At 38.3% G+C, this 19754-nt stretch carries 17 protein-coding genes; 1 reads left to right on the top strand and 16 read right to left on the bottom strand.

Annotated features, from left to right (window positions below):
- Positions 1-10 precede the first annotated feature (10 nt).
- From rplW to rpsL, 12 genes are all read right to left on the bottom strand, one after another.
- Complete coding sequence (gene rplW, locus K5Q14_RS06900; RefSeq protein WP_220735094.1) at positions 11-298, bottom strand: 50S ribosomal protein L23; 288 nt, start codon at positions 296-298, stop codon at positions 11-13.
- Positions 298-921, bottom strand: a complete 624-nt coding sequence (gene rplD, locus K5Q14_RS06895; protein WP_220735093.1) for a 50S ribosomal protein L4 — start codon at positions 919-921, stop codon at positions 298-300. The genes rplW and rplD overlap by 1 nt, the downstream gene beginning before the upstream one ends.
- Positions 922-952: 31 nt before the next feature.
- On the bottom strand, positions 953-1636 hold the full coding sequence (rplC, locus tag K5Q14_RS06890) for a 50S ribosomal protein L3 (protein WP_220735092.1): 684 nt from the start codon (positions 1634-1636) through the stop codon (positions 953-955).
- 78 nt (positions 1637-1714) lie between these two features.
- On the bottom strand, positions 1715-2023 hold the full coding sequence (gene rpsJ, locus K5Q14_RS06885; RefSeq protein WP_002816040.1) for a 30S ribosomal protein S10: 309 nt from the start codon (positions 2021-2023) through the stop codon (positions 1715-1717).
- A 284-nt stretch (positions 2024-2307) separates the two neighbouring features.
- Positions 2308-3387: an ABC transporter substrate-binding protein gene (locus K5Q14_RS06880; protein WP_220735091.1), complete on the bottom strand. Its 1080-nt coding sequence runs from the start codon at positions 3385-3387 to the stop codon at positions 2308-2310.
- 1 nt (position 3388) lies between these two features.
- Entirely contained in the window at positions 3389-4216 is an 828-nt protein-coding gene (locus K5Q14_RS06875) for an ABC transporter permease (protein ID WP_220735090.1), read from the bottom strand.
- Between the two features lie 3 nt (positions 4217-4219).
- The gene (locus K5Q14_RS06870) at positions 4220-5041 is read right to left on the bottom strand and encodes an ABC transporter permease (RefSeq protein ID WP_220735089.1); all 822 of its coding nucleotides are present in this window, start codon (positions 5039-5041) and stop codon (positions 4220-4222) included.
- Positions 5028-6140: an ABC transporter ATP-binding protein gene (locus K5Q14_RS09925; protein WP_220735143.1), complete on the bottom strand. Its 1113-nt coding sequence runs from the start codon at positions 6138-6140 to the stop codon at positions 5028-5030. The genes K5Q14_RS06870 and K5Q14_RS09925 overlap by 14 nt, the downstream gene beginning before the upstream one ends.
- Positions 6141-6219: 79 nt before the next feature.
- Positions 6220-7410 carry a CynX/NimT family MFS transporter gene (locus tag K5Q14_RS06860; RefSeq protein ID WP_220735088.1) on the bottom strand — a complete coding sequence of 397 codons (1191 nt, stop codon included), beginning with the start codon at positions 7408-7410 and terminating at the stop codon, positions 6220-6222.
- A gap of 113 nt (positions 7411-7523) precedes the next feature.
- The gene (gene fusA / locus K5Q14_RS06855; protein WP_220735087.1) at positions 7524-9635 is read right to left on the bottom strand and encodes an elongation factor G; all 2112 of its coding nucleotides are present in this window, start codon (positions 9633-9635) and stop codon (positions 7524-7526) included.
- 204 nt (positions 9636-9839) lie between these two features.
- Positions 9840-10310: a 30S ribosomal protein S7 gene (rpsG, locus tag K5Q14_RS06850; RefSeq protein ID WP_220735086.1), complete on the bottom strand. Its 471-nt coding sequence runs from the start codon at positions 10308-10310 to the stop codon at positions 9840-9842.
- A gap of 15 nt (positions 10311-10325) precedes the next feature.
- Positions 10326-10739 carry a 30S ribosomal protein S12 gene (gene rpsL, locus K5Q14_RS06845; RefSeq protein ID WP_010383887.1) on the bottom strand — a complete coding sequence of 138 codons (414 nt, stop codon included), beginning with the start codon at positions 10737-10739 and terminating at the stop codon, positions 10326-10328.
- Positions 10740-11013: 274 nt separating this feature from the next.
- On the opposite strand from rpsL, the gene K5Q14_RS06840 reads away from it, so the two are divergent.
- Positions 11014-11685 carry a prepilin peptidase gene (locus K5Q14_RS06840; RefSeq protein ID WP_220735085.1) on the top strand — a complete coding sequence of 224 codons (672 nt, stop codon included), beginning with the start codon at positions 11014-11016 and terminating at the stop codon, positions 11683-11685.
- A gap of 17 nt (positions 11686-11702) precedes the next feature.
- Here K5Q14_RS06840 and K5Q14_RS06835 read toward each other — a convergent pair whose 3' ends face one another.
- The 4 genes from K5Q14_RS06835 to serS form a co-directional block, all read right to left on the bottom strand.
- Positions 11703-14177 (bottom strand): ATP-dependent Clp protease ATP-binding subunit, encoded by a 2475-nt coding sequence (locus tag K5Q14_RS06835; protein ID WP_220735084.1) that lies wholly within the window; start codon positions 14175-14177, stop codon positions 11703-11705.
- Positions 14178-14309: 132 nt separating this feature from the next.
- Positions 14310-15428 carry a peptide chain release factor 2 gene (gene prfB, locus K5Q14_RS06830; protein ID WP_220735083.1) on the bottom strand — a complete coding sequence of 373 codons (1119 nt, stop codon included), beginning with the start codon at positions 15426-15428 and terminating at the stop codon, positions 14310-14312.
- 114 nt (positions 15429-15542) lie between these two features.
- Positions 15543-17957 carry a preprotein translocase subunit SecA gene (gene secA / locus K5Q14_RS06825; RefSeq protein WP_220735082.1) on the bottom strand — a complete coding sequence of 805 codons (2415 nt, stop codon included), beginning with the start codon at positions 17955-17957 and terminating at the stop codon, positions 15543-15545.
- Between the two features lie 127 nt (positions 17958-18084).
- Positions 18085-19395 (bottom strand): serine--tRNA ligase, encoded by a 1311-nt coding sequence (gene serS / locus K5Q14_RS06820; RefSeq protein WP_220735081.1) that lies wholly within the window; start codon positions 19393-19395, stop codon positions 18085-18087.
- Positions 19396-19754 lie beyond the last annotated feature (359 nt).

Raw genomic sequence — 19754 nt, 5'->3', positions numbered from 1 at the left:
TACTTTAGATTTAACCTTCGTTAAAGATTTGAATATCTTCTGAATCTTTTGACAACGTTACCGTTGCCTTTTTCAACTTACGTGTGTAACCAACATAACGGCCTTGACGCTTTTGCTTACCGCGGACGTTAGCTGTGTTCAAGCCTGAAACTTGAACGTCAAATATTTCTTCAATCGCTTTTTTAATTTGAGGCTTTGTTGCGCGAACATCAACTTCAAAGACATAGCGTTTGCGTTCTGTTTGCGCCATAGAAGCTTCAGTGATAATAGGGCGACGGATAATATCGCGTGCATCCATTAGGCAAGACCTCCTTGGATTTCTTCGATTGATGATTGAACAACCACCAGCTTATCTGCATTAACAACGTCGAGTACGTTGATACCCTTTGTTGTCATAACTTGAACGTTAACCAAGTTACGGGCTGACAAAATAGCATTTTCGTTATCTTCATCAACAACTACTAATGTCTTAGTGTCAACTGATAGGTTAGCTAAAACCTTTTTGAAGTCTTGTGTTTTTGGTGCTTCGAATGACAAAGCATCAATAACTACCAACTTACCATCAGCAACTTTTTGTGACAAAACTGACTTCAAAGCCAGTTGATAGGCTTTACGGTTGATACGGTATGCATATGAACGAGGTGAAGGTCCGAAGACGATTCCACCACCACGGAATTGTGGTTCACGGATTGATCCGGCACGTGCACGACCAGTACCCTTTTGCTTCCAAGGCTTACGTCCACCACCAGAAACCGCTGAACGGTTCTTAACAGCATGTGTACCTTGACGCATTGATGCACGTTGCATCAACACAGCATCTGTGATAACGGCGTTGTTAGGTTCAACGGCAAAGACTGCATCATCTAATTCGATTTCAGCAGTCTGGCTACCGTCTTGCTTTAATACAGCAACTTTAGTCATGATTGATTGTTCTCCTTTCTAATATTTTATATTAAGCTTCTTCAGTTACAGCAGATGCAGATGCACCAGCCATTTTAACTTCAGGATGCTTTGCGTTAACTTTAACAGTTGATTTAACTGTTAATAATGACTTATTGGCACCAGGAACGTTACCCTTAAGTAACAACAGGTTGTTTTCTACATCCACGTGAACAATAGCAACGTTTTGCATTGTACGCTTGTGATTACCCATGCGTCCTGGTAAAAGCTTACCCTTGAAAACACGGTTGATAACAGCACCCATTGAACCAGGACGACGGTGGAAACGTGATCCGTGAGACATAGGCCCACGAGATTGACCATCCTTTTTAATGTTACCTTGGAAGCCATGCCCCTTCGTAATACCGGTTACATCGACGTATTCGCCAGCTTCGAATGTATCAACTTTGATTTCATCCCCTGCGTTAAATCCGCCTTCCGCATTGCGGATTTCACGAATGTAGCGCTTAGGGGTCGTGTTCGCTTTAGAAGCGTGACCTTGTTCAGGTTTATTTGACAAAACTGTGCGCTTGTCTTGGTAACCAAGTTGTAGTGCACTATATCCATCTGTTTCTGCATTTTTAACTTGCAAAACAACGTTTGGTGTAGCTTCAACAACAGTTACGGCGATCAATTCACCAATTTCAGTGAAAACCTGAGTCATACCGACTTTACGGCCTAAGATACCTTTAGTCATGACTAATCTCCTTAATTATTTTTGTTTGACTATATTTTCGTCTCATTGATTTGAGACGCGAAGTGTTATTCCGGAGAATTACAACTTAATTTCAATTGCAACGCCTGATGGCAATTCAAGTTTACGCAATGCGTCAACTGTCTTGTCAGTAGGGTTCACAATGTCAATCAAACGCTTGTGCGTACGCATTTCAAATTGTTCGCGACTATCCTTATGCTTATGTGGTGAACGTAGTATTGTATACAATGTACGTTCAGTTGGTAGCGGAATAGGACCAGCAATTTCTGCGCCCGTGCGCTTAGCCGTTTCAACAATTTTTTCCGCTGATTGGTCTAAGATACGGTGTTCGTATGCCTTTAAACGGATACGGATTTTCTTTTGTGCCATTCTTTCGTGCCTCCTCGTTGATTTTGTAAATCAGCTAACTTCGATTAAAAACCGACAACACTGCTTGTGTTCTGCGCACCCATGGCAACGCGGCCGCGCGTGTCGCAACCTTAATCATCATCGCTAAACATTGATACACCAGGCTTTCGGTAGGTTTATGTGACTACTGTTCCAAAAGCGTACTTATTTATATTAACAGAAACCCCACTGCAATGCAACTGTTTTCAAAAAATTATCTATTTAATTTTTATTTTTCTTCTTTCAAAATTTGCGCATTCATTTTTTCATCTTTGCGTCATTTTGAATTCTAAAAAAGCATCATTGTACCTTTCAGTCCATGTTTGCCCCAAATCATCATATACTTGCAAATGACTGACAGTTTGGTTATTCGGATAAAATTGTTTGTCATCACGAATTGATTTCGGCAGCAACGCGAGCGCTTTTTTATTAGGTGTTGCATAGCCAATGTACTCTGCGTTTTGTGCAGCATTTTTAGGGTCACTAATAAAATTAAGAAATGCATAGGCAGCTGCTTTATGTTTAGCAGTTTTTGGCATAACAATATTATCAAACCAAAGATTAGAACCCTCACTAGGGACAATATAGTGCAGATGTTTATTGTTGCTCAATGCTTCAGACGCTTCACCTGAATAAGTAACTGCAATCGAAGCCTCATTTTGAGCCATATACATTTTAATCTCATCCGCCACAATGGCTTTAATATTTGGCATCAGGGTACGTAGTTTTGCCTGTGCTGCTGCAAGATCAGCACGTGATTTGTCATTAACCGACTTATTTTGTGTGATTAATGCAATGGCAAGTCCATCACGTGCCGAATCAACTAGCATAATTTGATTTTTAAATTGCGGCGACCATAAATCATCCCAATGTTGTATATCTTTAGCATTGACATATTGATCATTATAAATGATTCCTAATGTTCCCCAAAAATACGGCAGCGAATAGTGATTATTTTTATCAAACGATTGATTTAAAAAGCGACTATCATAATTACCAATACCAGTGAGCTTTTTATGATCTAGTGGTAAAAGTAGTTTTTCACGTTTCATTTTTTGAATCATATAATCAGAAGGCACCGCTAAATCATAAGATGTACCGCCTTGTTTAATTTTTGTATACATTGCCTCATTTGAATCAAACGTTTCGTAGCTCACTCTATAGCCTGTTTCTTGCGTAAATTTTTTAAGTAATGCAGGATCAATATAGTCACCCCAATTATACAAATTTAAAACCTTATCAGACGAGACATTTGTGCCAGTCTTTGATGATAAATAATGCTGTGTGCCAAATAAAATGAGAATAATCACAATAATAGTCATCATACTAGTTATTATTTTCCGCATACTATAATCCCTCAGATGCAGGCAAGACAAGTCTTGTGCTGCGCTTTTTATTCTTTACAGCACGCGTTGAGATCACGTAGTAAAACAATACCAGCAACAACGACACTGCAAACATCATTGTTGACAACGCGTTAATTTCCAAACTCACACCTTGGCGCGCACGAGAATATATTTCTACAGATAAGGTTGTGAAACCATTTCCTGTTACAAAAAAAGTGACTGCAAAATCGTCAAGCGAATACGTAAATGCCATAAAAAACCCGGCCAGTATGCCTGGTGAGATAACAGGTAAAATCACGCGAGACAGCATTTGCCAATTGTTAGCCCCCAGATCTTTTGCCGCTGCGACTAATGACTGATTCATTTCTTGTAAACGAGGCAGTACCATAAGCACAACAATCGGAATACTAAACGCAATGTGTGATAACAAAACTGATGTGAAACCGAGCGCAAACCCCATGACAGTAAATAAAATCAAAAATGATGCACCAATAATAACATCAGGCGAAACGAGCAAAATATTATTCAATGACAGGAAAACATTTTTGATCACTGTGTGCTTTAAATTATAAATATATAATGCTCCGGCTGTACCAATAATACTAGCAAGCAACGATGATAATAACGCAATCAAAAAGGTACTCACAACAATTTCTAGTATACGTGTATCTGAAAATAGTTCATTGTAGTGTTTTAATGAAAATCCTGCCCAACCTTGCATCACATCCCCAGCATTGAAAGAATATACAATTAGAAAAAGAATGGGTAAGTACAGTAATACAAAAACAATCCCTAAATAAATATTGCCCCACTGAAATTTTCGACTCATGAGTTAACCCCGTTTCCTAGAATTCTTACGATCACGCGTAAAGATCATAGTAATCACCATCGCTACAATCAAAATAACCCCAATAGTCGATCCTAAATGCCAATTTTGCGTGACTAAAAAATGTTCTTCAATTGCAGTTCCTAAGGTAATTACCCGGTTACCACCTATCAATCGTGTAATCATAAACAGAGATAGACTGGGAATAAAGACCGCTTGAATACCAGCCTTGATACCAGGCATTGACAAAGGCATAATCACACGGCGCAAAGTTTGCCACCTATTCGCGCCTAAATCACGACTCGCTTGCTCTAACCTAGGATTAATCTCAGCTAATGAATTGAAAATCGGTAATATCATAAAAGGAATTTCAATGTAAGAGGCAACTAATAGAAAACTCCAATTTGAAAAGAGTAGCTGTTGTGGCACAATACCAAATAAACTCATAAAATTATTAACAGTGCCAGTTTTTGAAAGTAAGCCTATAAAAGCATAGGTTTTCAGTAATAAATTAATCCAAGTCGGTAAAATAACCAGTAGTAGCCAAAACTGTTTTTGCTTCAATTGATTCAGTAAATACGCGGTAGGGTAACTAATTAGTAGAGTAATTATAGTAATTAAAAAAGCATACCATACTGAATTGAAAGTCATCAATAGATATGTGCCACTAGAAAAATAAAGTGCATAATTGTGTAACGTGAAATGACCATCTTGTGTTGTTAAGGACTGAAAAAGTAGTAATACCAAAGGTGCTACAACGAATAATATTAGCCATAAACCATATGGCATTAAATAAAATAATTGTCTTTGTTGCTTACTTTTCGGCATCTTCCTCCCCCTCATAACTTTCTAAGCGGGCATCAAAATCATTTTCAGATTCGTTAAAACGCATAATATGAATGTCTTCGGGATCAAAAGTCAATCCAACACGTGCATCTATTTGTGATTTATTTGTTGCTTGTACTTGCCATTCGTTACCATCATCATCAATTGCCGTAATTTCATAATAATCACCGCGAAATGATTGATCAGCAATAGTGACAATTAATTTACCATTTTCAATTGTTGTCAAATCTAAATCTTCTGGTCTTAAAACAATCTCGACACGCTCATTTGGGCGCATACCAGCATCAACATTTTCAAAGTCTTTTCCTGTAAAGTGTACGAGATAATCCGTTTTCATAATACCATCTAAAATATTTGATTCTCCAATAAAATCAGCAACAAAATGATTAATTGGTTCATCGTATATATCTTCCGGTGAGCCATTTTGTTGAATAACCCCGTCATTCATCACGAAAATCCAATCAGACATTGCTAACGCTTCCTCTTGATCATGCGTCACAAATACAAACGTAATTCCCAGACGTTGTTGAATTTCTCTTAATTCATATTGCATTTCTTTGCGTAATTTATAATCCAACGCAGATAATGGTTCATCCAACAGTAAAACTTCAGGATCATTTGCCAGTGCACGCGCAATAGCCACACGCTGACGTTGGCCACCAGACAATTCCGTAATTTCTCTATCAGCATACTGATTCAATTTAACTAACGTTAACATTTCTGTTACTTTAGTCTTAATATTTTTTTTGCTCATACCCTTAATACTTGGGCCAAAAGCGACGTTTTCAAAAACAGTCATATTTGGAAATAAACCATAATCTTGAAAAACAGTATTCATATGTCTTTTTTCAACAGGCACATCGTTAATGATATTTCCCTCGAAAAAAATATCGCCGTGCGTAACCCGCAACTGACCTGAAATAAGATTTAAAATTGTTGTTTTTCCAGACCCCGAAGGTCCCAGCAATGTATAAAATTTCCCTGCCTCTAACTCAAGATCAATATTTTTTAAAACCTCGTCATCACCGTACGATAGTCCAACGTTTTTAAACTCAATAATTGGTGTTGATATATTAGTCAATTCCCAACCCTCACTTTTAATCAATAAATCTATTGTAACAAGAAAAGCACACAACTTCACTGGTTGCATGCTTTTCTTGTTACAATATTTTATCTTTTTTCTCAACTATAATCATAGCAATAATCATTAGTACAAATAACACCAAAATAACAACAATTTGTGGTGTCCAACTATGAAACCAGGAAAACGCATAACCAAATAACGCAGGACCCAATGCTGCAATTAAATAACCGCCACTTTGAACCATACCAGATATTTGTGCCGTTTGACTTGGCGTACTGGTTTTCAAACTAAACGTGGTCAATAAGTACGGAAATAACCCAGCTGTACTCATGCCAATTAATAAATTTACGATTAACCAATAACTGAAAGTGCCTAAGGGATGCAATAATAACAAATAACCAAGCACACCACTCAAAGAGATAATGCTCATTAAAATTTGCCGTCGTTTGCGTGTTAACCGTGTAATAACTGTTGGTATTATCAAAGCAAATGGTAACCCAATTAAAGAATTCAAACCAGAAAAAATACCCGCAACAGCTGGTGACAATCCTGTCTGTACAGCAATAGTAGGCCCCCATGCCATCAAAACATAAAACATCGCTGATTGCATGCCACAAAAAAATAACAACAGCCACGCATATTTATTTTTCCAAACATTTATTTTTTCGTGCGTTCTAATAACATGATTTTCTGATACTTTGTTTTGCTGATGTTTTGCTGCAAATCTTTCATTGGGCAACCAAATCATTAACGCGATAAGCAAAGTTATACTCAGCATAATGATAAACATATGCCAATTGGTAATCGCAGTAATTGGTGCCGCCATGCTAGCGCCCAGGGCTGTTGCTAGCATCATGCTGAATGTAAATAATGATGTCATTGGCCCAATTTTCATCGGGAAATAGGTTCGAATGACACTCGGTAATAAAACATTCAAATGTGCAATACCAATGCCAATCAACAACGTCCCAAAATACAAAAATGGTGTATTAATCACTCTAATAATTGAACCAATAATCATCAATCCCAGCATCAATGCAAAGGCACGTTCTAATCCAAATTTTTGAGCAGTTTTTGGGGCAAGAGACGAAAATAAAGCAAATGCTATCAACGGAATAGTTGTTAACATACCTAATTGACCTACCGACACATGCTGAGATTTAGCAATACTACCAAGAATTGGTGGAATTGATGTAAAGGGCAAACGTAAAACCATCCCAACTACAATAATACCAAAAATCAAAAATTTACTATGTTCTTTATTCATACTGTTCTCTATATTCTTTAAAATAAAACGGTATCACTCTAAAGAGTGATACCGTTTTTACCGAATAATCGACTATCATATTGAAACAATGATAGTTCGACATTATTTAAAAATTAATCTTCTTTACCACTGTTTTTAATAATTTCTTCTTGAATATTCTTAGGAACAGCTTCATAGTGATCAAATACCATTTGGAATGTACCACGACCTTGTGTAGCTGAACGCAAAGTTGTAGCATATCCAAACATTTCTGACAAAGGCACCTTGGCCTTAACAGCCAAAACAGGTCCACGTGATTCTTGACCTTCAATCATACCACGACGTGCAGAGACATGTCCCATAACATCGCCAAGATTGTCTTCAGGTGCAACAATGTCAACCGCCATAATTGGTTCCAAAATAACGGCACCAGCAGTCTTAGCAGCTTCTCTCAAAGCCAATGAAGCCGCAATTTTAAAGGCTGCTTCAGAAGAATCGACATCGTGGTATGAACCATCATACAACTTCGCCTTCAAATCAACCAATGGGAATCCAGCCAAAGGACCCGCATTCAATGAGTCCTTCAACCCAGCTTCAACTGAAGGAATATACTCACGAGGCACAACACCACCAACAATGGCGTCATCGAACTCAAAGCCTGCGCCTTCTTCGTTTGGTGAGAATTCAATATAAACATCACCATATTGACCCTTACCACCAGATTGGCGCTTGAAGTAACCACGCGCTTGCACTGTTTTTGTGAATGCTTCACGGTAGGCAACTTGAGGTGCACCAACAGTTGCTTCAACGTTGAATTCACGGCGCATACGATCAACCATGATATCCAACTGCAACTCACCCATACCAGCAATTAAAGTATCGCCAGTTTCAGGATTTGTTGTTGCACGGAATGATGGATCTTCTTCTGCTAACTTTTGAATAGCATTAGACAACTTGTCTTGATCAGCTTTTGTTTTTGGTTCAATCGCTAATTCAATAACTGGTTCTGGGAACTCCATTGATTCAAGAATCAATTGATGATCAACAGATGTCAATGAATCACCAGTTGTCGTGTTTTTCAAGCCAATCGCTGCAGCGATATCACCAGAGAACACTTCTTCAATTTCAGTACGTGATGTTGCATGCATTTGTAACAAACGACCAACACGTTCACGTGTATCTGATGACGTATTTTGTACATATGAGCCAGACTGCAATGTTCCTGTATAAACACGCATAAATGTTAGACGGCCAACGAAAGGATCCGTCATAATTTTAAATGCTAAGGCAGCAAATGACTTACTATCATCAGCAATCAAGTCAATTTCTTCACCTGTTTTAGGATCATTAGCAATATATGCCTTAACATCCAAAGGTCCTGGTAAATAATCAACAACGGCATCCAACATCATTTGGACACCCTTATCTTTATAGGCTGAGCCTGCAAGCACAGGATAGAATTGCAATGCCAAAGTAGCACGACGAATAGCCGCTTTTAATTCTTCAACTGAAATATCTTCGCCTTCAAGATACTTTTCCATCAAATCATCATCAACATCAGCAACAGCTTCAATCAATGTATTACGCTTTTCTTCCGCCAAATCTTTCAATTCAGCTGGAATATCACGTGGTTCCCACTTTTCACCCAGTTCATCAACTGGATAATAAGCTTCTTGTGTAATTAAATCAATCACGGCTTCAAAGTCATCTTCAGCACCAATTGGCCATTGGATAGCTTCAGCGTTAACTTGCAAACGTTCGTGAATTGAATCCACAGACATTTGGAAATCAGCGCCCATTTTATCCATCTTATTGACGAATACAATACGTGGTACATCATATGTTGTTGCTTGACGCCAAACAGTTTCTGTTTGAGGTTCAACACCAGCAGCACCATCCAAAACCGCTACGGCACCATCCAAAACACGGAGCGCACGTTCAACTTCAATTGTGAAGTCCACGTGACCTGGTGTATCAATGATGTTAACACGGTAGGGTGTCTTTTCGAATTGGTCAAAGAAACCATGCCAAACAGCTGTTGTAGCAGCTGATTGAATCGTGATTCCACGTTCCTTTTCTTGTTCCATGAAATCCATTTGTGAAGCACCATCATGTGTTTCACCAATTTTGTGAATTTTACCTGTGTAGTACAAGATACGTTCCGTAGTTGTTGTCTTACCCGCATCAATGTGGGCCATGATACCAATGTTACGTGTACGTTCTAGTGGGTATTCACGTTTTGCCATTGTGAGTTATCTCCTGGTTTTTTTGTTCTGTATGCAACAAAAAGCGACACAGAATTGTGTTCGCTTTTTGACGGTAAACACTGATAGCATATTACCGTCTACTCTCATTTTACGCTATTTATTGTATTTGAGAACAATTAAATTCTCAATAATCATAAATAGTGTTAATGATACACAACGCAACATTAAATTGCGTTGTACGTTTTACCAACGATAGTGAGCAAATGCGCGGTTAGCTTCAGCCATTTTATGCGTATCTTCACGCTTTTTAACAGATGCACCAGTGTCATTAGCTGCATCCATAATTTCTTTAGCCAAACGCTCATCCATAGTATGTTCATTACGTAAACGTGAATAGTTTACTAACCAACGTAGTCCCAATGTTGAACGACGGTCTGGACGAACTTCAATAGGCACCTGATAGTTAGATCCACCAACACGGCGAGCCTTAACTTCTAATACTGGCATGATATTTTCCATGGCTTGTTCAAAAACTTCCAATGGTTCGTTACCAGTAGCTTCCTTAATACGATCAAAAGCATCGTACAAAATAGTTGAAGCAGTACCACGTTTACCATCAAGCATCAACTTGTTGATCAAACGTGAAACGAGTTTTGAATTGTAAATTGGGTCAGGCAAAACTTCCTGACGCTTAGTATAACCTTTGCGTGGCATTAGTCAGTCTCCTTCTTACTTCTTTGGCGCCTTTGTGCCATATTTTGAACGTGAAGTCATACGACCATCAACGCCCGCAGTATCCAATGCACCACGAATAACGTGATAACGTACACCAGGCAAATCCTTAACACGTCCACCACGGATCAAAACAACCGAGTGTTCTTGTAAATTATGTCCAATACCTGGAATATAAGCAGTAACTTCATACAAATTTGAAAGACGAACACGAGCATACTTACGCAAAGCTGAGTTAGGCTTCTTAGGTGTCATTGTACCAACACGCGTAGCAACACCACGCTTTTGTGGTGCAACATTATTTGTTGCTTTCTTTTTCATTGAATTGTAGCCAAAGTTCAAAGCCGGTGACTTTGACTTAGTCACTTGTGACTTACGAGGCTTGCGAACTAATTGATTAATTGTAGGCATTCTACGATCTCCTTAAGATTTTTATTAATAGCACAGTTCCAGGTGTATCATAATTGTACTTAAACAAAAATGCCCACTGGAAATCTGCTGACAATTGCCTTTACAGCGCTATTCAGCACGTTGTGATGATATCACAGAACAGATTACTTAAAAGCACGCTCAATATAATACCAGATTGAGCATAATTGTCAATAGCTAACAATTCACTTTATTTATTTTGTATCTAAATTAACATTTTTTGTGCATTTCTTCAGTATATCACGTATCATTTAGCATGGAAAAATTACTCATTATTATTTTAAATGCCATTCTCGTTTCAACTATTATGTGCCTTGCTGATCGGCTCAATAATCGTATTCATATTTTTATCAAGCGATCATTTTGCATGCATTGTGGTCATGTTTTGCACTGGTACGACTTAATACCTATCTTATCAGCGTTACTAACACGCGCGCGTTGCCGCTATTGTCACCACACTTACGGTATGCATTATGCATACCTAGAATTAGTAGGTGTGATTGTAGGCAGCTATTTATTTTCAGACATGATAGCTTGGATAACAGCTTACTTACTATTCTTCCTCGCCTTAGAAGATTGGCACACTGAGCGCATTCATGCCAATATTTTAATCCCTTATATTGTCTACTTAATTATTCACTTTTGGCATGATTCCAAACTACTGACAGCTTGCGCTGTCATGATTATCAGCTTATTTCTAGTGTATCATCGAAAAGCTATGGGCAGCGGTGATATTCCGGTACTCCTAATACTAACATTAACGACTACAACACAAAGTTTCTCATTAGCATTGCTTTTAGCTTCTGTGTCTGCGTTGCTTTATCTTGTCAAACACCATGTTCACCGTCTGCCGTTTGTACCATTTCTTTATTTCGGCTGGTTAAGTATTATTTTAATTGAAAAAATAGCCATATCTATTGCACCATAAAAGCAATTTCAGCATTTTTAAGCATTGGTTGGTAACTTTTCAAGTGGTTTAATATTAATTTTAATCACACCATTTTTTGCACCAATTGTTACAGCACTTTCAGTTGTGATGTTACCACGTAGTAATTCTTCGCTCAATGCATCTTCAACCTTGGTCTGTAAAGCACGCCTTATTGGACGTGCCCCATACTCAGGATCGAATCCAGCGCTAGCGACAACATCAATTGCTGCGGGTGTTATTTTAACAGAAATGCCTTGTTCTGCCACACGTTGCAGAACGGATTGACTCATCAATTTAACAATTTGATGTAACTCATCTTTTGTTAATGAATCAAATACAACAGCTTCGTCCAAACGATTGATAAATTCTGGGCGGAAAGTTTCTTTTAAAGTTTCACGAATTTTTGCAGCAACAGCCTCATTGTTATTTTTTAAATCGATTGCTCCAAATCCCATTGATTTTTCATCGCGCACGCGTGTAGCACCAAGGTTAGACGTCATAATGATGATTGTATTTCTAAAATCAATTTTACGACCCTTCGAGTCCGTCAGATAACCATCATCAAACACCTGTAGCATCAGATTAAATATATCTTGATGTGCCTTCTCTGCCTCATCTAGCAAGACAACAGAGTAGGGGTGATTTCTCACTTGCTCTGTTAGTTGACCACCTTCATCGTAGCCAACGTATCCTGGTGCCGAACCAACTAAACGTGAGGAAGACCATCTTTCTTGATACTCTGACATATCAATTCGAATCATGTTATCTTCACTACCAAACATGGCTTCAGCTAACGCCTTAGCTAGCTCTGTCTTTCCAACACCCGTTGGTCCTAAGAACATGAATGCCCCAATTGGGCGACTGGGATCCTTTAATCCAGATCGTGCACGACGAATTGCACGTGCAACCGCTGAAATAGCAGTTTTTTGCCCAATAACACGCTTACCCAAAACAGTTTCTAGATTGACCAAACGTTGTTGTTCATTTTTTTCAAGTTGTGTTAATGGGATACCTGTTTGTTGTGAAATCACTTCACCAATATCTTCTGCTGTTACATGTAGGCTATAGTGTGGCCTGTCATTATTTTCATCAATCGCTTGTTTTGCGGCCATTTTATCGATTTTTGTTTTTAATTTCATTTCTTCTGCACGTTGCTTTGCAGCTTCGTCGAAATCTAACGCTGCAATCGCCATATCTTTAGCACTTGTTACTGCTGATAAACGTGCTTTGTTTCGACTCATTGGTGTTGGTTTGTCCACAGCATCAATACGTACTTTTGCGCCTGCTTCATCCATCAGATCAATTGCCTTATCTGGTAAAAAGCGATCTGTAATATATCGAGAAGATAATTTAACGGCTGCTTCAATAGCAGCATCATCGATTTGTACTTGATGATGTGCCTCAAACTTTGGGCGAATACCTGTCAATATTTCGATTGCATCTGCTTGTGTCGGTTCATTCACCGTTACTGGTGCAAAACGTCGTTCCAATGCAGCATCAGATTCAACATATTTTTGATATTCATCAAAAGTTGTCGCACCTAATGTTTGCAATTCGCCACGTGCCAAAGCCGGTTTCAAAATGTTAGAAGCATCAATGGCACCCTCTGCACCACCGGCACCAATAAGTGTATGTAACTCGTCAATAAATAGAATAACATTCCCATCTTGATAAATTTCGTCAATAATTTTTTTTAGTCGATCCTCAAACTCACCACGATACTTTGTTCCTGCGACTAGTGACCCCATATCTAAAGCCATTAATCGTTTATTTTTCAAAGTAACCGGTACGTCATTATTAACAATTTGTTGTGCTAATCCCTCAGCAATAGCTGTTTTACCAACACCTGGTTCACCAATGAGAACTGGATTATTTTTCGTACGTCGCGATAAGATTTGTACAACCCGACGAACTTCTTTTGAGCGGCCAATAATTGGATCTAACTTTTCCTCCTTAGCCATTTGTGTCAAATCACGCGCTAATCCGTCTAATGTTGGTGTTCCTTGGGGTTGCTGTTTATCCCTTTGTTTCATCTGCTTACGTACATCAGTGACCCCTAGTTTACGTAAAATGGCACGTCTCATTTCTTGTAAATTAGCATCCAAAGCCAGTAAAATACGTGATGATAAAATACTTTCATCTTGAAGAAGTGCTAACAAGATATGTTCTGTTCCAACTTTTGGTTGTCCTAACGCACGTGATTCCTCACCTGACTGACGTAGAATATCAGACGCTTTTGGTGAGTATGGCAAATAACTATTTTTGTCATATCTTGAGGTCATGCCATATCCTGTAAAATGTTCGATTTCTTCACGAATATCATCGTCTGATACATTAAATTGTCCCAGTATTTTACTAGCGATACCTTCTTTTTCAATAGCTAACGCAAGCAATAAATGTTCTGTTCCTACTGCTTGATGTTTAAAATATTTAGATTGTTCTTGTGCTAAAACTAATACGTTTTGTGCACTTGGTGTATAATTGGTATCCATATTTTGCCCTCCGTTTTTTAGGCAGTTAATGTCTAATGTTGACTTATATTATAGCGCATTACAAGCGTATTAGGAACTAATTTGTTTGAAAATTCAAAAAGCCGAAACTAATTGTTTCGACCTTTCTTCACGTTAACTTGGGTTCTTCAAACTTAATTGCCATTGTAAATAGGCATTTATGAAGGGATCTAAATCACCATCCAGCACTTGTTGTGGTTGGTTAGTTTCATAGTCCGTTCGATGGTCTTTAACCATTTGATACGGATGCAAGACATATGAGCGTATTTGAGATCCCCAGCCATTATCTAATTTATCCCCTGTCAAAGCAGCTCGCTCTGCTTCTTGTTTTTCCAACTCAAGTTGATATAACTTTCCCTTTAACAGACGCATAGCATAATCTCGGTTACCATACTGCGTACGTTCCACTGTCGAGGACACGACAATGCCTGTTGGTTCATGTGTCAAGCGCACACCGGTTGACACCTTGTTAACGTTTTGTCCACCGGCACCACCAGAACGGAAAACGTCCATTTTAACATCGTCATCACGTACTTCGATATCAATCGTATCATCCAATTCTGGCATAACATCAACACTTACAAAACTCGTGTGACGTCGCCCAGCCGAATCAAACGGTGAAATACGTACAAAACGATGAACACCTTTTTCGCTACGTAAAAATCCAAAGGCGTTATGTCCCGTGATTTTAATCGTCGCACTATCAATGCCTGCTTCATCACCAGCATGATAATCTAATACATCAACTTGGAAGTCATGTTGTTGTGCCCAACGCGTGTACATACGATACAAATTGGCACCCCAATCAGTTGATTCTGTCCCACCTGATCCCGGATGAACTTCCAAAATAGCGTTATTAGCGTCATATGGCTCAGTTAACAATTGTTCTAAATTGTATGCCTCAATATCCTTCTGAGCTTTGGCAACACTTTCCTCAAGCTCTGACATCATTTCAGAATCAGTCACATCTTCAGAAAGCATTTCAATTAACAAATCAATTTCTTCAGCTTGATTTGTTAAGTTCAAAAAAGAATCACGACGATTTTTTAAGACATTATTTTCTTCAATTATTTTTTGTGCTTTAACGTTATCATCCCAAAATCCGGATTCTGTCATGCGATTTTCAAAATCAGCAATTTCTTCTGTCAATGCCTCTAAATCTAATGTTCCGCGAAAACGTGCGATATTTTCTTGAATATCTGCCTCAGCATGTTTAGCGTCGATAATTTCCATAATTACTGTATCCCTTCAAAAAACACAAACGTTTACGCCAGTTGCTATTATCTAATATTAAATTTACTAACAGCAGTTCTAGGCATTTTGCCAATTACTGACACCAAATATTACTTACGCTTTCAAATTTTGACGGATTTCAGCCTTCATAAACGTACGAGTTGCATCATACTCAACATCAACAATCATTTTATTAAAGTTTGTAAATGCTTCATTTTGATATTCTATCAGAGGGTTTAACTGGCCATAACCACGCAATCCAACACCTTGTCTCAACCGATCTAATGAATCAATATGATCCGTCCAATGTTGATCAACTGCACGTAAAACAACAACTTTTTCAAACTCTAACATTTGATCTGGATCGTATAACTGTCCTTGTTTAGCTTTATAGTTTAGTTTAGTTAAGTTCAATAACTTCAATTTAATCTCGTCGCGTGACAAGTCTTGTAATTGTTCAACCGTCACATTACCTTCAGAGGTTAATGCATTATTTGCAAAAGTAATAATTTGATCCAAATGCCACTCTGCCATGTTTTTGCCTTTTGTCTGCGCATCCACAACACGATTAATTGTCCGCTCAACCATAGGCATCAAAACCCATTCCAGAGATTTTTTTTCATCAATAACAACATCACGTTGATGATAAATAAGTTCGCGCTGTTCACGTACAACATCATCATATTGTAAAACATTTTTACGTGTATCGTAATTATTACCCTCAACACGCTTTTGAGCTGACTCTACCGAACGCGTAATCAAACGGTTTTTGATTACTGTTTCTTCTTCATCAAGATTCATGCGTTCCCAAAGTACACGAATACGGTCGGCCCCAAAACGAATCATTAAATCATCTTCAAGAGATAAGAAAAACTGTGAAAAGCCTGCATCACCTTGACGTCCTGCACGACCGCGCAGTTGATTATCAATCCGACGTGACTCATGTCGCTCAGTCGCAATAACTACCAAGCCACCTAAATCAGCAACGCCGGGGCCAAGTTTAATATCTGTTCCTCTACCAGCCATATTTGTTGCAACAGTAACAGCTCCGGACTGTCCCGCATTTGCAATAATTTCAGCTTCTTTAGCATTATTTTTAGCATTCAAAACATTGTGTGGTACATTTTGCGCCATCAAAATTTTAGATAATAATTCCGACGACTCCACAGACCCTGTACCAATTAAAATCGGTTGTCCTTTAGTATGCAGTTCCTGTATCATTTTCACAACAGCATTATATTTTGCACGAATTGATGGATATAACAAGTCCGCATAGTCCACACGCTTAATCGGACGATTTGTCGGAATAGTAACTACTTCCATATTGTAAATTTCACGTAGCTCTTCTTCTTCTGTTTTAGCCGTTCCTGTCATGCCTGAAAGCTTTTTATACATGCGGAACAAATTTTGATAAGTAATTTGCGCCATAGACTTGTTTTCTTCTTGAATATCCACACCTTCTTTGGCTTCAATTGCCTGGTGTAAACCGTCTGATAAACGTGTTCCTTCTGAAATTCGACCCGTTGATTGGTCAATTAATTTGACTTCACCATTTTGAACAACATAATCTTTATCATTAATGTAATTTAAATTAGCTCGTAATGCCTGATCAATATGGTGCGTTAACGCTGTATCACCTGCATCATATAAATTATCTAAATTAAAGAAAATTTCACCTTTATGAATGCCTTCGTTTGTTAGCATCGTTGTTTTAGCTTCTTCATCGATTTTATAATCTTCTTCAAGTTGAAGTGTCTTTACAAAACGATCAGCCCTCGCATAAAGCTGAGAAACACCTGACCCAGGTCCTGAAATAATCAATGGTGTACGTGCCGTATCAATTAAAATTGAATCGGCCTCATCAATCAAAGCAAAGTTCAAACCTCGTTGCATAACACGTTCATCTGCTCGACGTACCATGTTATCACGTAAATAATCAAAACCAATATTAAAATTAGTTGAATAAGTAATATCAGCATCATATGCTGCACGTTTTTCATCCGCAGGTGAATCCCCTACGTTAACGCCTACCGACAAACCAAGCCAATTATACAATTGGCCCATCTGTTCGGCATCACGTGCTGATAAATAGTCGTTGACAGTGACAACATGCACACCGCGGCCTGACAAAGCGTTTAAATAAACAGTCATCGTAGCTGTTAAGGTTTTTCCTTCACCCGTACGCATTTCAGCTAAGTTGCCATCATGCAAGGCAGCCGACCCCATGATTTGTACATGAAATGGGTACAAACCAAGAACTCTTTTTGCACCTTCGCGAGCAACAGCAAAGGCTTCTGGCAACAACTCGTCTAAAGTTTTCGCTAATACTTTATTTTGCTTGTCTTGACCTTTAACATCGACCAACGCATCCGCAATAATTTGCTTAAATTGTGGCGTCTTTGCTTGCAATTCACCATCGGACATTGCTGCCATTTGGTCAGCATAATTTTCTACTTGGTCAGCAATATGATTTAATTTTTTTAATTGTTTTTTTGAATTATCAACTAATTTACGTATTGGGTTTGCCATTGTTTTTAGCACACAACATTAATTTATCGTGTGTTTCTCCTCTGAAATCTAAATTTGTGTGTGTTTTCGCACAATAGTCTACTTTCAATTATATCAAAAAAAGCCTGACAAATACAGGCTTTCATTATTAATGATGAGGGGTAGCAATTAATTTTTCTTGACCACCCATGTATGGACGTAAAATTTCAGGAATCGTTACCGAACCATCTTCATTTTGATAATTTTCTAGAATCGCTGCAACAGTGCGACCAACAGCTAAACCAGAGCCATTTAAGGTGTGCACAAGTTGTAATTTATTTTCTTCATCACGATAGGTAATATGCATTCTTCGCGCTTGAAAAGCCTCTGTATTTGATACAGAAGAAATTTCACGATATAAACTTTGTTGTGGCATCCACACTTCTATATCGTAAGTTTTAGCCGCAGAAAAACCCATGTCCCCCGTCGAGAGCATAATAACATGATAAGGTAATTCTAATTTTTGCAAAATACTTTCGGCATTTGCTGTCATACTTTCCAATTCAGCATAAGATTGCTCTGGTTTAGTGAATTTAACCATTTCAACTTTATTAAATTGGTGCAAACGAATCAAGCCACGTGTATCTTTACCAGCAGCACCAGCTTCCTTACGAAATGAGGGTGACAATGCCGTAAATTTTATAGGTAACTCGTCAGCAGGTAAAGTTTCACCTGAATAATAATTTGTTAATGGCACTTCCGCTGTTGGAATATATGTTTGTGCCAAACCAGCCACACGATAAGCATCGTCTTGAAATTTTGGATATTGTCCTGTACCAAACATGGCAGTATCATTAACTACAATAGGTGTAATCATTTCGGTATAGCCCTCTTTACGATGTTCATCCAGCATAAAATTATAAACTGCTCGCTCTAATCTTGCACCATCACCAACATAGTATAAGAACCGTGCGCCAGATACTTTTGCCCCACGTTCGAAGTCTAAAATACCTAATTTCTCACCAACATCATAATGGGCTTCTAGCCACTTAGGCGTTTCGAGTAAAGCATGCGGCCTTTTTTGATAGTCAGTTGGCTCCCAAGTGCGTTGCTCGATATTAGCTGATTCATCTACGCCAACAGGTACATCTACCGCTGCCAAATTAGGTAAATGTGCTGCTAAATTTTGCACTTGATCATTTAATTCTAATTGCTGTGCATCTAATTTTTTGATTTCTTGACTAACTCTTTGCATCGCCATAATAGCTTGACTTGCATCCTCTTGATTGCGTTTAGCATATGCAATTTTGTCTGATGCAGTATTTCTATCTGCTTTGAGATTTTCAACTTTTTGAATTATATCACGTCGTTCTTGGTCCAAATTCAATAATTCTGTCAATTTTTCTGATGAAACACCTCGATCTTGTAATTTTTGTGTCACCTCTGTCACATTTTTTCGCAAATACTTCATATCTAACATAGTTTTCTCCTCTACTTGTATGTTTAAATAATCAAAATAAAAAGCGCGTTTCTCATCCCATCCAAAAAGGAAAAGGGACGAAAAACGCGCTTCCGTGGTACCACCCAGATTTTATGTAAATCAATACATAACACTCATTATCTGATAACGGCGAACAACCGAGCAGCATTACCCACTATCGTGACTTACTGGAATTTCAGCTTGTTGTTTTGCATTACCCAACAACTTTCTGAGATAGCCTACTTATGGTAAGTTAATAAGTTTATTGTATCTAAAAGAACTATAAAAAGCAAGCGAAAAAAGAAGTAAGTGACAACACGTCACTTACTTCTCCTTATGGGCCATCCAGGACTCGAACC

The sequence above is a fragment of the Leuconostoc inhae genome (assembly GCF_019656015.1).
Taxonomy (GTDB): domain Bacteria; phylum Bacillota; class Bacilli; order Lactobacillales; family Lactobacillaceae; genus Leuconostoc; species Leuconostoc inhae_A.
Note: the sequence above shows the minus strand (reverse complement) of the source record. Positions and strands in the feature narration are given on the sequence as shown.